Origin of the sequence: Nostoc sp. MS1 (assembly GCF_019976755.1) — a bacterium.
Lineage (GTDB): Bacteria > Cyanobacteriota > Cyanobacteriia > Cyanobacteriales > Nostocaceae > Trichormus.
In genome coordinates this window covers 6,255,839-6,274,457 of sequence record NZ_AP023441.1, presented here as the reverse complement: position 1 = coordinate 6,274,457, position 18,619 = coordinate 6,255,839, and the positions used below count along the sequence as shown (strand labels likewise).

General features: G+C 40.6%; 17 protein-coding genes. 8 read left to right on the top strand and 9 right to left on the bottom strand.

Annotation, left to right across the window (positions count from 1 at the left end; translation table 11 throughout):
- Window position 1 precedes the first annotated feature (1 nt).
- From NSMS1_RS27110 to NSMS1_RS27100, 3 genes are all read right to left on the bottom strand, one after another.
- On the bottom strand, window positions 2-616 hold the full coding sequence (locus NSMS1_RS27110) for a class I SAM-dependent methyltransferase (protein ID WP_224087737.1): 615 nt from the start codon (window positions 614-616) through the stop codon (window positions 2-4).
- 80 nt (window positions 617-696) lie between these two features.
- Complete coding sequence (locus NSMS1_RS27105) at window positions 697-1,230, bottom strand: helix-hairpin-helix domain-containing protein (RefSeq protein ID WP_224087736.1); 534 nt, start codon at window positions 1,228-1,230, stop codon at window positions 697-699.
- A 194-nt stretch (window positions 1,231-1,424) separates the two neighbouring features.
- A complete protein-coding gene (locus NSMS1_RS27100; RefSeq protein ID WP_224087735.1) occupies window positions 1,425-1,799 on the bottom strand; it encodes an NINE protein in 375 nt (124 codons plus the stop codon).
- A 205-nt stretch (window positions 1,800-2,004) separates the two neighbouring features.
- Here NSMS1_RS27100 and NSMS1_RS27095 point away from each other — a divergent pair, with 205 nt between their 5' ends.
- The gene (locus tag NSMS1_RS27095; protein WP_224087734.1) at window positions 2,005-2,967 is read left to right on the top strand and encodes a J domain-containing protein; all 963 of its coding nucleotides are present in this window, start codon (window positions 2,005-2,007) and stop codon (window positions 2,965-2,967) included.
- A gap of 112 nt (window positions 2,968-3,079) precedes the next feature.
- Entirely contained in the window at window positions 3,080-3,403 is a 324-nt protein-coding gene (locus NSMS1_RS27090) for a DUF1825 family protein (protein ID WP_224087733.1), read from the top strand.
- A 147-nt stretch (window positions 3,404-3,550) separates the two neighbouring features.
- On the opposite strand, the gene NSMS1_RS27085 is transcribed toward NSMS1_RS27090, so the two are convergent.
- Window positions 3,551-5,473 carry a transglycosylase domain-containing protein gene (locus NSMS1_RS27085; RefSeq protein WP_224087732.1) on the bottom strand — a complete coding sequence of 641 codons (1,923 nt, stop codon included), beginning with the start codon at window positions 5,471-5,473 and terminating at the stop codon, window positions 3,551-3,553.
- 153 nt (window positions 5,474-5,626) lie between these two features.
- Between NSMS1_RS27085 and tyrS the strand changes: the two genes are divergently transcribed.
- The 5 genes from tyrS to NSMS1_RS27060 all read left to right on the top strand — a co-directional run bounded on the left by tyrS (window position 5,627) and on the right by NSMS1_RS27060 (window position 10,412).
- Window positions 5,627-6,841: a tyrosine--tRNA ligase gene (gene tyrS, locus NSMS1_RS27080; RefSeq protein WP_224087731.1), complete on the top strand. Its 1,215-nt coding sequence runs from the start codon at window positions 5,627-5,629 to the stop codon at window positions 6,839-6,841.
- A 98-nt stretch (window positions 6,842-6,939) separates the two neighbouring features.
- A complete protein-coding gene (pyrF, locus tag NSMS1_RS27075; RefSeq protein WP_224087730.1) occupies window positions 6,940-7,656 on the top strand; it encodes an orotidine-5'-phosphate decarboxylase in 717 nt (238 codons plus the stop codon).
- 74 nt (window positions 7,657-7,730) lie between these two features.
- Window positions 7,731-8,333 carry a hypothetical protein gene (locus NSMS1_RS27070; protein ID WP_317986551.1) on the top strand — a complete coding sequence of 201 codons (603 nt, stop codon included), beginning with the start codon at window positions 7,731-7,733 and terminating at the stop codon, window positions 8,331-8,333.
- A 305-nt stretch (window positions 8,334-8,638) separates the two neighbouring features.
- Complete coding sequence (locus NSMS1_RS27065) at window positions 8,639-9,562, top strand: bestrophin family protein (protein ID WP_224087728.1); 924 nt, start codon at window positions 8,639-8,641, stop codon at window positions 9,560-9,562.
- A gap of 523 nt (window positions 9,563-10,085) precedes the next feature.
- On the top strand, window positions 10,086-10,412 hold the full coding sequence (locus NSMS1_RS27060) for an STAS domain-containing protein (protein ID WP_224087727.1): 327 nt from the start codon (window positions 10,086-10,088) through the stop codon (window positions 10,410-10,412).
- Here NSMS1_RS27060 and NSMS1_RS27055 read toward each other — a convergent pair.
- The 5 genes from NSMS1_RS27055 to NSMS1_RS27035 form a co-directional block, all read right to left on the bottom strand.
- Window positions 10,409-11,545, bottom strand: coding sequence for a PP2C family protein-serine/threonine phosphatase (locus NSMS1_RS27055; protein WP_224087726.1), 1,137 nt, complete (start codon window positions 11,543-11,545; stop codon window positions 10,409-10,411). The genes NSMS1_RS27060 and NSMS1_RS27055 overlap by 4 nt on opposite strands.
- A 228-nt stretch (window positions 11,546-11,773) precedes the next feature.
- Window positions 11,774-12,541 carry a DUF1350 family protein gene (locus tag NSMS1_RS27050; protein ID WP_224087725.1) on the bottom strand — a complete coding sequence of 256 codons (768 nt, stop codon included), beginning with the start codon at window positions 12,539-12,541 and terminating at the stop codon, window positions 11,774-11,776.
- 94 nt (window positions 12,542-12,635) lie between these two features.
- Complete coding sequence (locus NSMS1_RS27045; protein ID WP_224087724.1) at window positions 12,636-13,361, bottom strand: hypothetical protein; 726 nt, start codon at window positions 13,359-13,361, stop codon at window positions 12,636-12,638.
- A 231-nt stretch (window positions 13,362-13,592) separates the two neighbouring features.
- Entirely contained in the window at window positions 13,593-15,485 is a 1,893-nt protein-coding gene (locus NSMS1_RS27040) for a M48 family metallopeptidase (protein ID WP_224087723.1), read from the bottom strand.
- 53 nt (window positions 15,486-15,538) lie between these two features.
- Window positions 15,539-16,135, bottom strand: a complete 597-nt coding sequence (locus NSMS1_RS27035; RefSeq protein ID WP_224087722.1) for a LemA family protein — start codon at window positions 16,133-16,135, stop codon at window positions 15,539-15,541.
- Window positions 16,136-16,870: 735 nt separating this feature from the next.
- On the opposite strand from NSMS1_RS27035, the gene NSMS1_RS27030 reads away from it, so the two are divergent.
- On the top strand, window positions 16,871-18,586 hold the full coding sequence (locus NSMS1_RS27030; RefSeq protein ID WP_224087721.1) for a fasciclin domain-containing protein: 1,716 nt from the start codon (window positions 16,871-16,873) through the stop codon (window positions 18,584-18,586).
- The last annotated feature ends 33 nt before the right edge of the window (window positions 18,587-18,619 follow it).

Sequence of the window (18,619 nt, the reverse complement as noted above, 5' to 3'; positions counted from 1 at the left end):
TTTAGATTGGTTTACTAAAAATAGTTAGTAAAACAGGTCCTAATAAATAATAATGATTCACACATGATAGTCCCGCAGATGTACCCATAATTTCACGTTGATGGGGGCTATAGAATTTGACTGAACCAGAAGCAATTGACAAGATTGGTGATTCTTGATTATTGGTAAATGTAAAATCAACTAAATAGAAGTTTCCACCAGGAAAAAGTACTCGTGATACTTCATTTAATACTTGTTCCGGTTCACGATAATGTAAGAAACTAATGGTATTAAAAACTGCGTCAAACTGACCATTACTAAAGGGTAAAGACTCGGCTTTGCCTTCTAGAAAAATTAAACGTGGATGATGGCAATTGCTAAGTCTGGCTTGGCGTACCATATTAGAAGATAAATCTAAGCCTGTACCCCGTAATTGAGGAAACTCAGTAGCAAGGCGTTGTAGTAAGCGTCCAGTTCCACAACCTAAATCAAGTATGTTGGCGGGGTTGGTTAAATCGACATATTCTAGCAACCGTTTGTGAATAGCTTGGTAAAAAACCGATGGGAACAACCAGTCATAACTAGAGGCCCAACTGTCAAAAATTAGCTTTTTGTTGCTTAAGAAATTATTAATCATAATAATTCGTAATTCGTAGTTAATACATACTGTAAAAGCGTTGAGAGTAACTTGTTTCTTTGGCTATAATGTTTCAGCAATCAAAATCTAAGAAAATACATTAATTGAGCGATCGCTTCCCCAGGAAGCTGCAATCTTTGCTGGAAATCAACTAAACTACGGTAAGCCCCAAACGATACACGATTTTCTACCACAGCTTGGGCTAGAGACACATCAATATATGGTATTTGTACTAACTGTTCTACTGAAGCGGTGTTGGGATTAATTAAATTTGTAGAACTAACTAAAGATTCGTGGTCATAATAACTAAAACTCAATATAGGCTTTAATGGTTCTAGACGTAATGGTGGTAGTCCCAAAGCCGCAGCCACATCTTCAATACAATAAAATGTAACACCAGAACGCGAAAGTTCTACTAGCGATCGCGCTTGGTGAATAGACAAACCCGGTAAGCGCAACCAATCATCCACAGTAGCTTGGTTAGCATCAATACAAATTCCCAATTGTGCTGCAATTTGAATCTCCTCCCCAGACTGTAACCGATAGTAGGGGTCATTCAACAACTTGGCGCGTAGTCGTTGTAATTTAGAGTTCCAAGGAAGCCAGTTAGTCATTGGTCATTGGTCATTGGTCATTGGTCATTGGTCATTAGTCAACAGTCCATAGTCCATAGTCAACAGTCATTAGTTTTTTCTCCCCTGCTTCCTCATCTCCCGGTTGGTGAGCGTAGTCGTTCGCGGAGCGTGGCGTTTAGCCACACCACATCTTCCCCAACTCCCAACTCCCAACTCCCCACTCCCCTTCCCCATTAAGAAATCTGATCAAGCAGCTGACGACGCTTTTGTTCAAACTCGTACTCAGAAATTAAGCCATCTTGACGTAGGTTGTCTAATTCGCGTAAAGCATTAGCGATCGCTCCTACTTGATTAACAGCATACTGGGATTGTTTGACGGCAGGCTGACCCATATTAAAATTTCGGTCAAAAGTTTCTTCATCTTGGGCTAAATACCAAACAGCCTCAATTACACTGGCTACTTTGGGAATAGGAGTCCAAGACAGTAAAACATATAATAAGCCCCAAATCGGCTGTCCTAAATAAAATTTATGCCATCCAGAGATGGGTGATGTTCCAGCCAAAGCTAAAATAGCAGCAATAGTGCGACTTTTACGCTTAGTTAACATATTCCCTATTAATCTACAATTACCACAGTTTTATCGAAAATCGGGTTAGAAATAACGCTTGAGTGTCAATCAGTAAATCATATGGACAAATATATTCTATTAATTTAAATTCCAGCTAAAGATTCCTGATCCTCCCCTATTTCCTACTCCCCACTTTCTACCCTCCGATGCTATCTTAAAGTTTTCATGTGCAACCGCTAGTAAAATGTCACAGACTTCCCTCCCCGCAGAAGCACTAAGACAACTTGTTGATCCCTACGCTGTGTTAGGGGTGGCTGTGACTGCTGATGAACGCCAAATTCTCAACCGTTATCACTTTCTAGCAAAACAGCTACATCCTGATCGCTACAATAACAGTAATTATTTTCAGAAAAAATTAGCAACAGCCATTTTTACTTGTTTAATTAACCCTGCTTACGAGCAATTGAAGCATAAAAAGCAGCGTCATAGTATTTTAGAGTCATTGCGGTCAGAGGCGATCGCTTGGAAAAAACAAGCCAATTCTGTACGAAATCCCGTAGCAGCGCAACTCCTCACCATGTCAGCAAGAGAAGCTGACTTATTCTACCAAGATGCGATCGCCTCCTATGCACAAGCCCAATATCAATCTCTGCAAAAATCACATCAAATCACAAGACAAATAATTTTATTAAATGTAGTTTATTTATCTTTGCAGAAAACTGAACCCATGATTCTGCAAGTCAATCCACCTATAAAAACTAAGGAAAAACCTCAACCTGTGGAGGTGCAGGTACAAGAAATTACCTTCACTGAAACAACTAATGTCAAACCCGCAGTCATAAACTATGCTCAAAAGCACTATCAAAGAGCTATTCAGTATGCTAAACAAAGTCAGTGGAATTTAGCAGTGCAAGAACTACGGGATGCAATTAGAATAGAGCCGAATAACGGAGATTATTATGCCTTATTGGGATTCGTGCATCTGCATCAGCAACTTCCAGGCATGGCAAAAGTTTATATGAGGCAAGCATTGAAACTCAATCCCCAGCAGCAACTAGCATTAAAATACGCCGATTACCTAAAAATTAGTAGTATAGATAACATTGACCCGCCATCAATGGCCAAAGCTTTAGGAATTGCCGCTTTATTAGGTAAATTTGTTACCAAAGTTGAAACTAATATTAGTCAAGTGTTGAAATTTCGGTAAGAAACCGTACTAATACGAAGTTTTATTTATAAGATTAATCCCCTAGACTAGAATGAAAATAGAGGCAAAACTATAAGCTGCTGAGTAATATCACTCAGCTCAATAGAGGCACATGGGATTCTTTGACTCTGAGATAGTTCAGCAAGAAGCAAAGCAGTTGTTTGAAGATTATCAAGCACTGATTAAACTAGGCAATAACTACGGCAAATTTGACCGTGAGGGGAAAAAGTTATTTATTGAGCAAATGGAAGCGATGATGGATCGCTATCATATTTTTATGAAGCGATTCGAGCTTTCAGAAGACTTTATGGCACAAATGACCGTAGAGCAACTTAAAACCCAATTAAACCAGTTTGGCATCACTCCCCAGCAGATGTTCGATCAGATGAATTTTACTCTCCAGCGCATGAAAGCTGAGTTAGAGAAACAGTCTTAACAGGGCTGGGAATTAGAGACTAGAGTTAGGTAAGATGTCATGCTAACTTCCTAAAAGGGTATAAGACAAGGAAGGTAGACATAAAAAAATAATATTCTCCCTTGTCTCCCTTGTCTTCCTACTCCCTACTCCCCACTCCCCACTCCCCTAATTTGCTTTAGGACGAGTAAATTGAGAAGGTGACTTGAAGTTTTCCACAGGTACACCTTTGAGTGCTTTAGTCATAAAATCACGCCAGATGGGAGTCACCATACCACCACCAGTTGCACCACTGGCTAGTTGTCTATTATCATCCCGACCAACCCAGATAGCGGTTGTTAATTGAGGGACAGTACCGACAAACCAGATATCTTTTTCTGAGGAAGTCGTTCCCGTTTTTCCGGCTGCTGGACGGTCAATAGCCGCACCTTTACCAGTACCCTCAGTAATTACTGAACGCATAGTATCAATAATTGCCGCCGCCGCCCAAGGATCGAGAACTAACTGAGGCTTGGGTGTGTTATCTAAAAGGACGTTCCCACTACTATCGGTGATCCGAGCAATAACTGTTGGTGGAGATTGCCAACCATAATTAGCAAAGGTAGCATAAGCACTAGCCATTTCTAACGGTGTAACACCAATTGCACCCAAAGGCAATGATGTCACAGGTTCCATCGGACTCATAATTCCCAAAGTACGGCAAGTTTCGATAACCTTATTCATGCCGACAGCTTTACCAATCTTAATTACGGGAATATTCCGAGATTGGGCTAAAGCCATGCGAATGGGCATTGAACCTTTAAAGGAACCATCGTAGTTTCTAGGATAGTACCAGCCATTACCATCTCTGTAACTGACTGGAGAGTCATCTATTATAGAATCTGGGGTAAATCTGCCACTAGCAAAGGCAGTGTAGTAGACAAAAGGTTTAAAAGAAGAACCAGGCTGGCGTTGTGCTTGCGTTGCCCGATTAAACTCACTAGCTTTTGAGTCTACACCACCTACGAGTGCTTTGACAAAATGTGTGCGCGGATCAATAGACACCAAGGCGAGCTGATTCTTGTTTAATCCCTGGCTGAGTAGTGATTCATGCCACTTTTTCACAGTCTCTTCTGCCATGATTTGGAAATCAGCATCAATTGTAGTTTGTACCCGCATCCCACCTTTAAGTAGAGTGTCACGGCCAAACTTCTTGGCTAATTCCTGCGCCACAGTATTTGTTACATAGGGCAACGCACTTCCTTGGAATGATCTGATTCTCCCTAGTTTAATTTCTTCTTTAAGCGCATCATCATATTCTTGCTGGGTGATCCAGTTCAGTTCCAGCATCCGCCCCAAAACTTCTTTTTGTTTCTGTTTTGCCATCTTCATACTGGCAAATGGGCTAAATTCCTCTGGCGCTTGAATTAACCCTGCCATCATTGCTGATTCGGCTATAGTTAAATTCTCGGCTGATTTATTAAAGTAAGTACGGGCTGCGGTTTGCACACCATAATTATTATGTCCCCAATACACTTGATTGAGGTACATTTCAAAAATTTGGTCTTTAGTAAGAATCTGTTCTAAGCGAATGGCTAAAACCGCTTCGGCTAACTTACGAGTAAAGGCACGCTTACGGGTCAAGAATAGGTTTTTCACCAACTGCATAGTGACGGTAGAACCACCTTCTTTCACGCCACCAGCCACTAAGTTAGTGACGACAGCACGACCTACACCAGTGGGGTTGATACCGTGATGATAGTAAAAATGACTATCTTCACTGGCTAGTACAGCCCGTTTCAGATTGGGAGAAATTTTATCTAGAGGTACAACTTCGCGGTTGGCTTCCCCGTGGACACCAGCTAGTAGTTTGCCCTTAATGTCGTAAATGTAAGTTGTTTCTGACGGAAAGAAATTGCGTAACTGTCTGACATCTGGTAAATTGCGAAAACTGATTGCTAAACCAACCAGCCCTCCGGCTACAATGGAACTTGTCAACATCGTCAGTGATAAAAGAGTTCCGCCAGCTACCTGGCCTACTCCTTTAAAGAACTCAAATCCAGGTGAAGTACGACGTTGCTGTTGCTTTTGGTCAAAAGTCCTAGACGACACGGTGATTTCACTTCCTCACTTGTAAATATTACTGTAATTCATTCTTTGAAACAGGGCGGTTAATTTTTTGCAATTATATTAGTTTGGCGGATGAAATAGCGGACAATTTGTCTTAAACATCATCAACCTAAATTCTCTAGTAAAAACGTAGTAATGCGCGAATCTTCTAGTATGGCGGATAATTTTTCTTGGCTGCATCGTGGAATAGCGGAAGTTTTCCCACAACCTACTGATGCTGAAAGCGACACTGAGAGTCTAGAGAAACGCCTAGCAACTACGGATCGACCTCTACGGGTCAAATATGGTATAGACCCAACTGGAGCCGATATTCATCTTGGTCATAGCATACCAATGCGTAAACTGCGAGCGTTTCAAGATGCTGGTCATACGGCAGTGCTGATTATTGGTGATTTTACGGCACGCATCGGCGATCCTACAGGTAAGTCTGAGGTACGTCGCCAATTAACAGAGGCAGATGTCAAACAAAATGCTCAAACCTACCTCGATCAATTGCGCCCTATTTTGGATTTTGACACACCTGGGAGATTAGAGGTGCGTTTTAACTCGGAGTGGCTTTCCCGGCTTGATTTGGGAAAAATTACTGAGTTATTGGCGACGATGACTGTGAGTCAAATGTTAGCCAAAGAAGGCTTTGCCGATCGCTATAAGAAGGAGAATCCGATTTTCCTGCATGAGTTCCTTTATCCTTTGATGCAGGGGTATGATTCTGTGGCTATTGAGGCAGATGTGGAGTTAGGCGGCACAGACCAAAAGTTTAACATTGCTGTCGGTCGTGATTTACAGCGTCACTTTGGTCAAAAGCCCCAATTCGGCGTGCTGTTACCAATCTTGATTGGCACTGACGGCGTGCAGAAAATGTCCAAGTCTTTAGGTAATTACGTGAGTTTATCTGAACACCCAGGACAAAAATATCAAAAGTTACAAGGTGTGCCAGATACAATGCTCCCACAGTATTTTGAACTCTTGACAGATTTACCCATAGACAAGTTACCAAACAATCCCCGCGATCGCCAACTTTTACTCGCTTGGGAAATCGTCAAGCAATACCACGGCGAACAAGCAGCCAATGAAGCCAAGGAAGCTGCTAAGAGTGGCGGTAAAGAAGGCGCAGTCCCAGAGTTTTCCCTGGCTACTGTCTCCCAATTCCCCGTCAAATTAGCGTATTTACTCAACGCCACAGGTTTGTGTAAAAGTACGGGAGAAGGTAAGCGCAAAATCCAAGAAGGCGGAGTCCGCCTAGATGGCGAGAAAATTTCTGACGCTGATACCACCTACCAACAGCCAGACGAACTCCAAGGGCGAGTTTTGCAAGTGGGGAAGAATAAGTTTGTGCGTCTAGTTCCCTGAGATGGGAGTGGGGAGTAATCAATTCAAAATTCAAAATTCAAAATTCAAAATTAAGAATTACTCAGCACTCATTACTAATGACTATGGACTAATGACTAATGACTAATGACAAAATAATTGTGGCTTTGGATGTGGGGGATGAGGAAAGTGCGATCGCTCTAATTGATAGGTTAGAGTCGGTGACTTTCTGGAAGGTTGGGCTGGAATTGTTTACTAGTGCTGGGCCAAGAATTTTGGAGGTGCTGAAATCTCGGCAAAAGAGGATTTTTCTTGATTTAAAGTTTCATGATATCCCCAATACTGTGGCTGGGGCTTGTCGCAGTGCAGCACGTTATGGGGTGGATTTGATGACTATTCATGCTACCTCTGGTAAAGATGCCCTCAAGGCGGCGAAGGAGGCGGTAGAGGAAGGGGCAATACAGGCTGGTGTTAAACCATCCAAGTTAATTGCGATAACAGTGTTAACGAGTATTTCTTCTAGGCAGTTGGCTTTGGATTTAAAAGTGCCTGTAGAGTTGCCAGAATACGCCTTAGATATGGCATTGATGGCGCAAGAGGCGGGGTTGGATGGGGCTGTATGTTCCCCCCAGGAAGTGACGCAGTTACGGCAAGTTTGCGGCGGTGATTTTGTACTGGTTTGTCCGGGAGTACGTCCTACTTGGGCTGCAATGGGAGATCAAAAGCGATCGCTTACTCCAGCCGAAGCTCTCCAAGCTGGGGCAGATTATTTGGTAATTGGTCGTCCCATTACGGCGGCAGATGAACCTGAGTTAGCCTGGAAACGAATTTCTCAAGAGTTAACAACGGCGACATGAAAATAGATATAAGAGGGAAAAAAATAAGGCAGGAGATAGGACACAGAAGAGTAAATGTTTACTCTGCATTGAGTTTGCTTAAAAAAGTAAGTTATGGCCGTTGGCTGATGGCTTTGGGATTTTCGCTGACCTTCATCAATAGCTTTGAGACAATAGCATTCTCACAAAATTCCTCTCCTCAACCCTCTTTACATACTGAGAACAAGTTTGTTTGTCAGGAACAAACTTTAGAAACATTAATTACTCATTTATTGCGTGATTTACCGAGCTATGCTAATCGTGCCAGTCAACGCGGTCGCCGTCTCCGCCGAAGTAGTGATATTTATAGCTATATGTTAGTTGCTGGTAGACCTGAATTTCAGCCATTGTCCCTAAAAATTAATAGTTCTTATACTGATGGACAGAAAAGTACAGCATCAGATGTAGAACAAGTTTTCTTTACTACTTTGGAAAGACAGTATGTAGGTAAGAAAATAGTAGAGTTAGAGGAATTTCATTGGTTATTTTTGACAAAAACTGCCAACAGTTGGCGTTTTGTCATGATGTTTAGTCAAATTGGTTCTTACCCCCTACAACAGCCACCATCGCCGCCAAGGGATAGTAGCACTGGTAGTGTTGCTCAAGGTATTAAAGCTTGGTTACGCGACTGTCAGGCGGGAAGCGTGCGGGTAAGGTAACAGTCGTAATGAACATATTTGCGTAGCCAGGGAAAAGTGAATAAAGGATTTAGGCATTTACTGAGTTTTTATGGCTATGCCACGCTACGCGAACAGAAATCAAACATGAGTCCTATATCCCCCTAAAGCTGGGATCATAGTAAATTCCTCAATCTCATTAGCCTATGTATAGAGTTATGATTTTTAAGTTATATCAATAATTTACAGTACCTTTTATCTGGATGAGGAAACTGTACCCTCATCGCTGTATCTCTATCAAAGACGCTGTAATGGATGAGTTCACTTGACACCTTTAGGTTAAGAGCATGACTTTTGAAAAAAAGCGCTGGTTTCAAATAGCTTTACAATTTAGAGGTTCAGTTATTGGTGCAATCTACACGCGCGTTCTTGGCTGCGGCTTATTTGGTGTGTTTGTAACTTTACTTTATCAACTAAAAGTTCCTGTATCTCAACCTATTTTGGGGAGTGTTATTCCTAGTATAGTTTTAGGTTTATTGCTAGTTTTTCGGACGAATACAGCTTATGAACGTTTCTGGGAAGGAAGAAAATGTTGGGGTTCTATAGTTAATAATACACGTAATCTAGCTCGGCAAATTTGGGTATCGGTAGAAGAAGTTTCACCAAAGGATAGAGAAGCTAAAATAGCAGCTTTAAATTTATTAGTAGCATTTGCTGTAGCTACCAAGTTACATTTGCGAGGAGAACCTATAAATAGTGAATTAGAGGATTTAATATCAACTTCTCGATATTTCCAACTCAAAAGTATGAATAATCCTCCTCTAGAAGTTGCCTTCTGGATTGGAGATTATTTGCAACAGCAATATAATCGCAATTGCTTAAACAGTTATCAGTTAACATCTATTCAAGAATTGTTAAACAATTTGGTAGATAATTTAGGGAGTTGTGAACGGATTCTGAGAACGCCGATGCCTTTAGCTTATGCCATTCATCTCAAGCAGTTATTATTATTGTATTGTTTCCTGCTCCCTTTTCAAATGGTACAGAGTTTAGAATGGTGGACAGGTGTAATTGTAGCATTAGTGAGTTTCACTTTATTTGGAATCGAAGCTATTGGTTTAGAGATAGAAAATCCTTTTGGATACGATGCCAATGATTTACCATTAGATGTTATCTGTCAAACAATGAAGCGCAATATTGATGATTTGACTAGTTTATCTCCTAGTGTGCGCTCTCAAGAGTTGGATGAAACGTCAAATGTTAGTGTATAGGGAGGAAATAGAAAACCAAGTACGAAGCACTAAAAAATAGGCGATCAGCTACGCTGGGCGCTTGCGCCATCGCACTCATCATCTCAGGCAATTATGTTATTCTCAAAAATACTACCGATTCAGAAAATTTTAGCAACAAATCTATTATGTATAAATTAGTAAGGTCTTGTAACTCTGTTGTTAACAGAGAATTTATCAAGTAAATCTTAATTTACAACATAAATAGAATTGTAATTTGCAATACTATGTTTAGGAGATTTTATGAATATAAATTATTTATGAACTTACAGTAATTAATTTTTCCAATTTTTTTAAAATTAACCTTTTGGCTACAAGATATACAAAATATTATTGAGTTATTAGGTTATGTTCATTTATCTTACTACAGCTTGTTGCCAAATTAAATCTCTAATCACATGAGGAGTTGACAAAAACAATAAAATGTAATTTAGTACCACAGTCAACGCTATATAATATTGGCAAATTTAGTTAGTACTTTTACAGGAAAATGGTTAACAACACTATGAATCAGCAAGTACAAGTTATTAAACTCAGTGGCATTATCAATACTGAAAATTCACAAGAACTACGAGAAAATATTACTCATATTCTTAATAGTGATACAAAAATTGTTTTGGTTGATTGTCAAGATGTAACTTTTATGGATAGCTCTGCTTTAGGTGCTTTAGTATTAGCTTTTAAAACTTTGAGGGCAGCAGGTACAAAACTAGTCTTATGTTCAATTAATGAGCAAGTAAGAATCTTATTTGAACTAACTGGAATGGATAAAGTATTTGAAATTTTTAATAGTCAAGATGAGTTTAATCAAGTAATTTTTGCTAAAAGTTAATCAAATTTAACTTGTAAGATAGATAAATCATCTTCAAAGGTATCTTTGGAGTTTAAGGCAATAATGCAATTCAATACTCGCTCTAACTGAGAATCTTTATGATGATGTACACTAGCAAGTATCTGAATAAAAGCATCTAAACTCCAAAGTTTGCCATCTGCTTTAGTAATTTCATAAGCACCATCACTAAAGATATACAGACTACTCAATTGTTCTACATAACAACAAGCATCAATATATTGGGCTTCTGGAAACATGCCTACTGGCATTCCGGGAGTTCTTAAAATTTGTATTTCTGTATTAGTTGGTGTTTTACCAGATATCAAGATTGCTGGGGGATGTCCTGCACTAGCATAGGTGATTTGTCGCTGAATGCGGTCATAAACTCCATACCAGATAGTAAAGTATTTATCATTTTGATAATTCATTTGAAAGGTTTCATTTAAACTTTTGAGAACCTCACTAGGTTGGTAATAATTAAGATTTTTGAGGGCGCGGGAACGTAACAAATTTAAAACAGAAATTGAAGGAAGGGCAGCTTTTAATCCATGTCCGGCTGTATCTAGAAGATACATAACCAAGCTATCTTCATCAAGCCAATAATAATCAAAACAATCGCCGCCGAGTTGGCTTGAGGGAAGAAACCGTGAGGTGATGTTGATGGGTTGATCTATTGGTTCTGGTAGAAGCGATCGCATATATTCTGCCGCTTCGGCTAGTTCTTCTTCTAGGCGCAGCTTTTGAGTCCGCAGATCCTGACTTAATTGATGTAGTCTTAACCCGGCTCTCACCCTTGCTTTCAATTCATTTTGCTCAATCGGTTTGGTGATAAAATCATCAGCACCAGCATCTAGTCCTTGGACGCGATCGGCTACAGAATCCAAAGAGGTTAATAAAATAAAAAATGTAGTGGATAAATCTGGGTCTGTTTTAATCCGATGACAGACCTCCAGACCATTTAACCCCGGCATGATCCAATCACAAATAATTAGTGCTGGACGACAAGCTATTGCTTGAGTAATTCCTTCTTCACCATTACTAGCTGTGAATATTTCATAACCCTGTTTTTGTAAAATTCTCTTTAGTAATATTTGAATTGATAAATCATCATCAATAATAAGGATTTGAAACATATTTAGTCATTAGTCCATAGTCATTAGTCCATAGTCAAAAGTTATTTTCCTCTACTTTCTAGCTGGTTGGTGAATCTCGACTCCGAGGGAGTTGAGCGTTCGCGTAGCGTCTCGTAGAGAAGTCGAAACTCGATTTCCGCGTAGTCGTACCACTCCGTGGTTCGCGGTAGCGTTGCGTAGCAAAGCAAGCTAGGCGTAGCGTCTCACAGAGAACCACTACCTCCTACTTTACGGTGGTGAAAGGGGATTTAACCACAAAAGTATGGCACGATTCAGCTGATTTAGATCACGATATACTTCTTGCTTGAACCACTGCCCCAAAGCATCAAGGGGGGTGAATGATGACCCCGTTTGCCATTTGACATCCTGACCTAAAGGTGTAGTGTGGGTTCCTGGTAAGGTCTGGGCTGTGACCATTTCGGGAAAGCGTCCTTGTAAGATTTTGGTTAAGGCTGCTGATTGGTCAAGATTATCATTATTAAATTTAATTAATAAGTTGCGGCGGACGTTGTAGCCTTCCTGTACCAGCTTGTTTGTTTCTTGGGGTGAGGGAGTAAATTCGATCGCTAAAGAATTGTTTAACTGTTCCACTAAGGGTATGGCATCTTTAGCGGCGTAGTTATTAAAAGAAATTAAGATATTACCTGCCCGTTCTACAGGGAAAAGGCTACCAATGAGTAAATGCAGCTTACAGCCCATACTATGCCCAATGCCGTAAGTTGGTAAGTACAGCTTGCGTAATGCGCCAGAATCGTACAATCGTTCTAGTGTCCGGTCAAAGTTTAAGAGTACAGATTTGGCGATCGCAATATGATCCAATGTATTCACAAAGGGCGTGGCAATAACCACATATCCCTTATTGCCTAACTGTTCTAGTAACCAACGGTAAGTTAGATGGGGTGCAGTGGCGACAAATGCACCACCGAGAAAATGGATGATCCCCACCGGATTTCGGGGAATCAACGCCCAGTTACCTCTAATTTCTTTCCAATCCATGCCTGTAGGCGATCGCTTATTTTACACTTCTTTATATTAGACCTTGGATTAGTCATTAGGTGTTGAGGGCGCTGATTATTTCCTCGCACAATTGTTACATATTAGATTGGCTTTGCAGAGTTTTCATTTCATACTGCACATCTAGGGCAATTTGTAATGCTTCATTGAGTAACCTGCCGTGTTCAGTAGCTTGTTCTGTCACCTGCATCGCGGTTAAAGTTGCTAAATTATTAGTAAATAATTCTGTATTACTGAGGATAAAATTCTTATTTTCTCTCAATATTCTTTCTGTTCTCAAAGCTCTAATTAAATCTGCTTTAGTTAGCTTGAGTGCAGCGATAACTTTGTCTCTTTCTTTAATACTTACACCTGCATTGCCAGCATCTTCTATCTGGTCATTAATATCTATTGCTTTGATAACAGAATTATATCTCTCTACATCCTTTAAAAGAATTTCTAAAGAAGTTGTCATATTTTTTTTCAGAATTTTTTGCTGATTACGCCACCAATAGTATAAAAAAGACTGTGTACTTGCGTATCCTAAAAAAGTAAGAACTATCAACAATAGCCAGGATGGTATATTTATCCAACCTGCAAATATTTTAATAAAAACATCAACTATTAAATAGGCAAAAATAGTTACAGAAAAGCCAAGAAAGATTACTGTTGCACCTTCTGAGCCTTTAATTTGAGCTAGGATTTTTTTACAAAACTTTATTAAGAAATTTCTAATAATAATTAATTGAGAATTTACAGGTAGATTAGTTAAATTTTCTAATTCTTTCGAGCTAATCTCCAAATTTTGTAAATCATTACGCACAGCTTACCCCAAGTTGTACTAAATAAGTAATTAGTACAATATAACAATCTATTTTCAGGATAGTTGAGATGATGGTATTTTATCTAAAAATTTTACATTTTGACTAAAAATGGCAAGCTTAAATACAGGTTCGATATGCTTCCAAGGATGAGAGATAGCAAAAAGAGGCTATCTTTAATAAACATCAATTCTATCTGTGAATCAGGCTAAATAAGAATTTAATGAGAAAAATTAGGATTTTGCTTTGATAGCGCGACGTTGAGAATCTAAAAAGGGTGGGATGGGACAGTCTAAGGTCATGGCGATCGCTCTTAATAAATCTGCTTCCGAATTAGTAACTTGATTGTCTAATAGAACAGTGTGAGCGCAGGCATCAACAATCGCTTGCTTAAGTTTAGGAGAGGCGAGGCGGAGGCGTTCGATACTCTTCTTCACTTGTGAGAAATTACAAGTTACTGGTGTATCTGCTTTTTCTTGCTTTCCGGCTCCGGGTAGGCGAAATACTCCAGAACGAAAGGCATAAGCAATGTCATCAGGTTTGGATTGTCCTACACGGGCAATTGCCGATAGTACGGTGATGCTATCTGACCAAATATCTTCTATAGACGTAAATTCTACTTTGATTGTTGCTGTGGGATCTATAAGAGGTTGCAGACGATGCCATAGGACTAGTTGCAAGATAAAGTGCCACAGAGAAAAGCTGCCAGTGGCGACGATTAAACCTTGAATACATTTGCAAAGTCTATGGCACTCTTTAGCAGAAGACTTGCGTAGTGCTGGTACTACTAAATCTATTAGTGGTAGGCGCAAGCCTGGATCTATTTGACTGATTTCGTCTTTAAATGTCAGGGTTTGTTCTACAATCTCGCTTGGTTGGACTTCACGCAACCAAGCAAGCTGGCGTTCTTGTACTGGGGTATTTTCTACCTCTAAAGCTAAGGCAAAAGCGATCGCCATTGCACTCTGTTGTTCCCTTACACCCAAACGCAAGGCTTCTGGTAACTTTGATAACAAGGCTTGAGCATGGGCAAAATGCTCTGGTGCAACGCTCCCGACTTGATTGACTACCTGTTCTGGGGTGATTGTAGGACTACCACCAGCGAAACCCATTGCGAGGGAATCTGGAGTGGAGGAACGGCGGACAGATGGGGATGCGGCTAAATTGCGGGTGTTCAAACCCCGGACGCGGCGGATGCGTTCGCTCAGGGGTGGGTGGGTAGAAAGCATAGCTTCCCAGAAGGAAGGGTTGAGGGGATTGCCGAAAAACATGTGGCTGGAGGCTTCCGCACGGGGGGAAATCAGGCGTGAGTCCGAACGTTGGAGTTTTTCAAAGACGCTAGCAATGCCATCAGGGTTACGAGTGAATTGTACGGCGGAAGCATCGGCTAAAAACTCCCGTTGACGGGAAACGGCAGCTTTAATGATGCGACCGCAGATTAAGCCGATCCAACCGATTAACATTAGTGCTACACCAAAAGCCCACAGAGGAGGCCCCTTTTCTTCGCGGGACTCAGTACCACGTAAACGCCATAACAATTCCCCAGTTAGGTAGATAAATAAAATGCCGTGTAATAGCCCCACCAAACGCAAATTTAACCGCATATCGCCGTTAAGAATGTGGCTAAATTCGTGACCGATGACTCCTTGTAGCTCATCTCGGTTCAGGGATAGTAATGTGCCACGGGTAACACCAATTACAGCGTCGTTAAGTGTAAACCCGGCAGCGAAGGCATTGATGCCCATTTCGGCATCAAGAATATAAACTTCTGGCACAGGAATACCAGAAGCGATCGCCATTTCTTCGACAATATTTAATAGCTGTTTTTCTTGAGGGTTAGCCATGTCAGCTACAAGATAGCGTCCCCCCAACTCTTGGGCAATAACTCGCCCACCTTCACGCAGACAGAATATTTTATATAGACTACCAATAGCGATCGCAATAATTGTCCCACTAGCAATACACAAAAATATTTGCGGTTCCCACCAAATACGCGGAGCCAAACGTAACAGAAATAATGCCGCAATATAAATTGCTAAAATCATCACCACGATGGACAAGGCAAATAACCCTAGTAGTTGCTGTGTGTTTTGGCGTGCCTTGTCTTGATGTTCAAAGAAATTCATAAATTCATAAAAGAAGGAGTGTAGGGATGTGAGAGTTTTGAAAACCTAAACCCCTAAAAAGACACGCGGGGAGCGTTTTTGACTTCAGGAGCGGATTCTGGTAATAGTTCTGCCAGAGTGAAGTTAAACGTGTTGGCGATTAAGTTACTAGGAAAAGACTCGCTTTTGGTGTTGTATAGGGTGACTGCATCGTTAAAAGCCTGACGCGCAAAGGCTATGCGGTTTTCTGTGGAAGATAGTTCTTCCATGACTTGGCTCATGGTGCGATCGGCTTTCAACTCTGGGTATGCTTCTGAAAGTACCATCAGGTGGCTTAATGCACCTGTTAACGCGGCTTCAGCATTGCCTAATTGCTGCATCGCCTGGGGGTCGCCTGGATTTTGCGAGGCGCGACTACTAGCATTGATTGCGGAGTTCCGCGCAGCAATTACAGCTTCTAAAGTTTCGCGCTCATGTTTCATATACCCTTTGGCAGTTTCCACCAAATTGGGAATTAGGTCGTAACGGCGCTGTAGTTGCACATCTATCTGGGAGTAAGCATTTTTGTAGCGGTTGCGAAACTTAACTAAATCGTTGTAGCTACCAATGATGACGACGGCAATAATCGCAACTATAGTGACGGCAAAGATAAACAACCCTATCAGACTCATATATTTACATCCAAATATCAAATTATCTTTCTTGAAAGAAATTTACGGTGCAAATCTTCAGATATAGACTCGTGTTTGTTGGCATACAAACACGAGTCTACTGGGAGCAACCGAGTTCCGTCTTCTGTAAATTCAATTACGAAAATCTGCGGAGGAAAACTTGAGTACAGTACTTGCTTGATTTCTCCTCATTTTTGATGTTGTATTGTTAGTTTTGCAGTCTTAGGTTATTTTTCTACCAATAAATATACTTATTTAGATGTATTGACTTTGAAAAACTCGATTATTTTGAGGGTTTCAACTATCTAAAGTATGAAAAAATATATTGAAAAGCTAACCTTTAGCTAGTTATTGAAATGGGTTAATATCTGTAACAATTCTCTTATAAGACTAATAAAGTTCGTAGTTCTAATATTACTAGATTGTAATAATGAACGGCTACTTTTAACTTCAAACCCTTACCAAGTAATGAGCGGAGGATTATCTGGATACACATCATTCTATCTAATAACTCAATATTGTACTCATAAGTTTGTGAGTTTTAGCTGAGGAATTAATAGTTAAGTTATTAGTAAAATTTCCGCTTAAATACTAAAATAGCCTTGATGAATTTGGTAATTTACTTCACCAAAATTTTGTTTAGGCGTTTATTGAATCAACCCTAAAAGTAGTTGTTTCCCATAGTCAACCCGTAATTTTGTGCAATCTCTTTATTTAACTTTGGAGGAAGTTTTTATGATTAGTTCGGTTCGTAAGTCATTAGTACACGCAACTTTGCTGGCTTTGGGGATGACAGCTATGACAATAAATCCCTTCATAGTTTTGAAGCCAGCTTCAGCACAAACACCGGTTCCAACTGAAACTCCAGGTACTAATACCCCAACTGAAGCTCCTGCAAATACCACTTCTAGCTTTTCTGATGTAAGTTCAGACTACTGGGCGCAACCATTTATCCAAGCGCTTGCACAAAGAAATATTATTGCTGGTTTTCCCGATGGTAGTTTTAGACCAAACCAAGCCGTAACTCGTGCTGAATTTGCTGCATTAATTCAAAAAGCTTTTAACCAACAGCCAGTTCGACAACTGAGCAGCAGTGGATTTAGTGATGTTCCCTCTAATTATTGGGCATCTGGAGCCATTCGGACAGCTTACGAAGCTGGATTTTTGTCCGGCTATCCTGGTAATGTATTTCGTCCTAATCAACAAATTCCTAGAGTACAGGCGCTCGTATCTTTAAGCAGTGGTTTAAACTTGTCAACTACTGATACTGCATCTGGTGTTCTCAGCAATTACTATGCAGATGCTTCAGCAGTTCCTAGCTATGCTACTAATGCTGTTGCGGCTGCTACACAAAACAATATAGTTGTTAACTATCCCAATATTAGACAACTTAATCCAGAAACCCCCCTTACCCGTGCAGAAGCAGCAGCATTTTTGTACCAAGCTTTAGTAAAACAAGGACAAGTACAACCTTTAGGTACTAATGTGGCGGCTGCTAATTATATAGTAGGTGGTACTGGTACTGCTACAGGTGGTGTACAAGGCGGTACTATTGTTGCTTTGGCAGCGTCAAATAGTTCTTTTAGTACCTTAGCTTCCTTAATTAGAACGGCTGGTTTGGCAGATACCTTGCAACAAGCAGGGCCTTACACCGTATTTGCTCCTACAAATGAAGCATTTGCGGCTTTACCTGCGGGTACTTTGGAACAATTGCAGCAACCTCAAAATAGAGAACTATTAAGAAGGATTCTGCAATACCACGTAGTTCCTGGTCAATTAACTGCTAGTCAACTTACCTCTGGACAATTGACAACTGCTGACAATGTGCCAGTGAATGTGAAAGTTGACAGTGCTAACAACCAAATTGCTATCAACGAGGCTAGAGTTGTTCAGCCAAATATTCAAGCTAGCAATGGTGTTATCCATGCAATTAACCAAGTCTTGATTCCACCAAACCTCACCAGCCAGCAGCCAGGTGATAACAATCAAGGACAAACCCCCACTCCTCCCAGTGATACAACTGTTACACCAGGTAGAGCTACTCGTGGCGGTTCTAGTTACATTGGGGTAGCTGGAAACATCGGTTTGACTGGTGATTCTTCCCTAAGTGAAGGTAATATTGCGGTCATCAGTAAAATCGGTCTGACACGGATTTTATCTGTACGTCCATCAGCAGTGTTTGGCGATAATACAACAATCTTAGTTCCCTTAACTTTAGATTTTGTTCCACGGGCAGTAGAACCTACTGGTGAAACAAGATTCCCTGTAGCGCCGTTCGTTGGTGCTGGTGTGGCGATTGACACTGGTAACAACTCTGATGTGGGATTATTGTTAACTGGTGGTGTTGATATTCCTCTAGCCAATAGATTCACCATCAATGGTACTGTGAATGCAGCTTTCCTCAATGACACTGATGTCGGCTTATTATTAGGTATTGGTTACAACTTTTAGATAACGGCTGATTTCATCACATCTTGCCAAGGC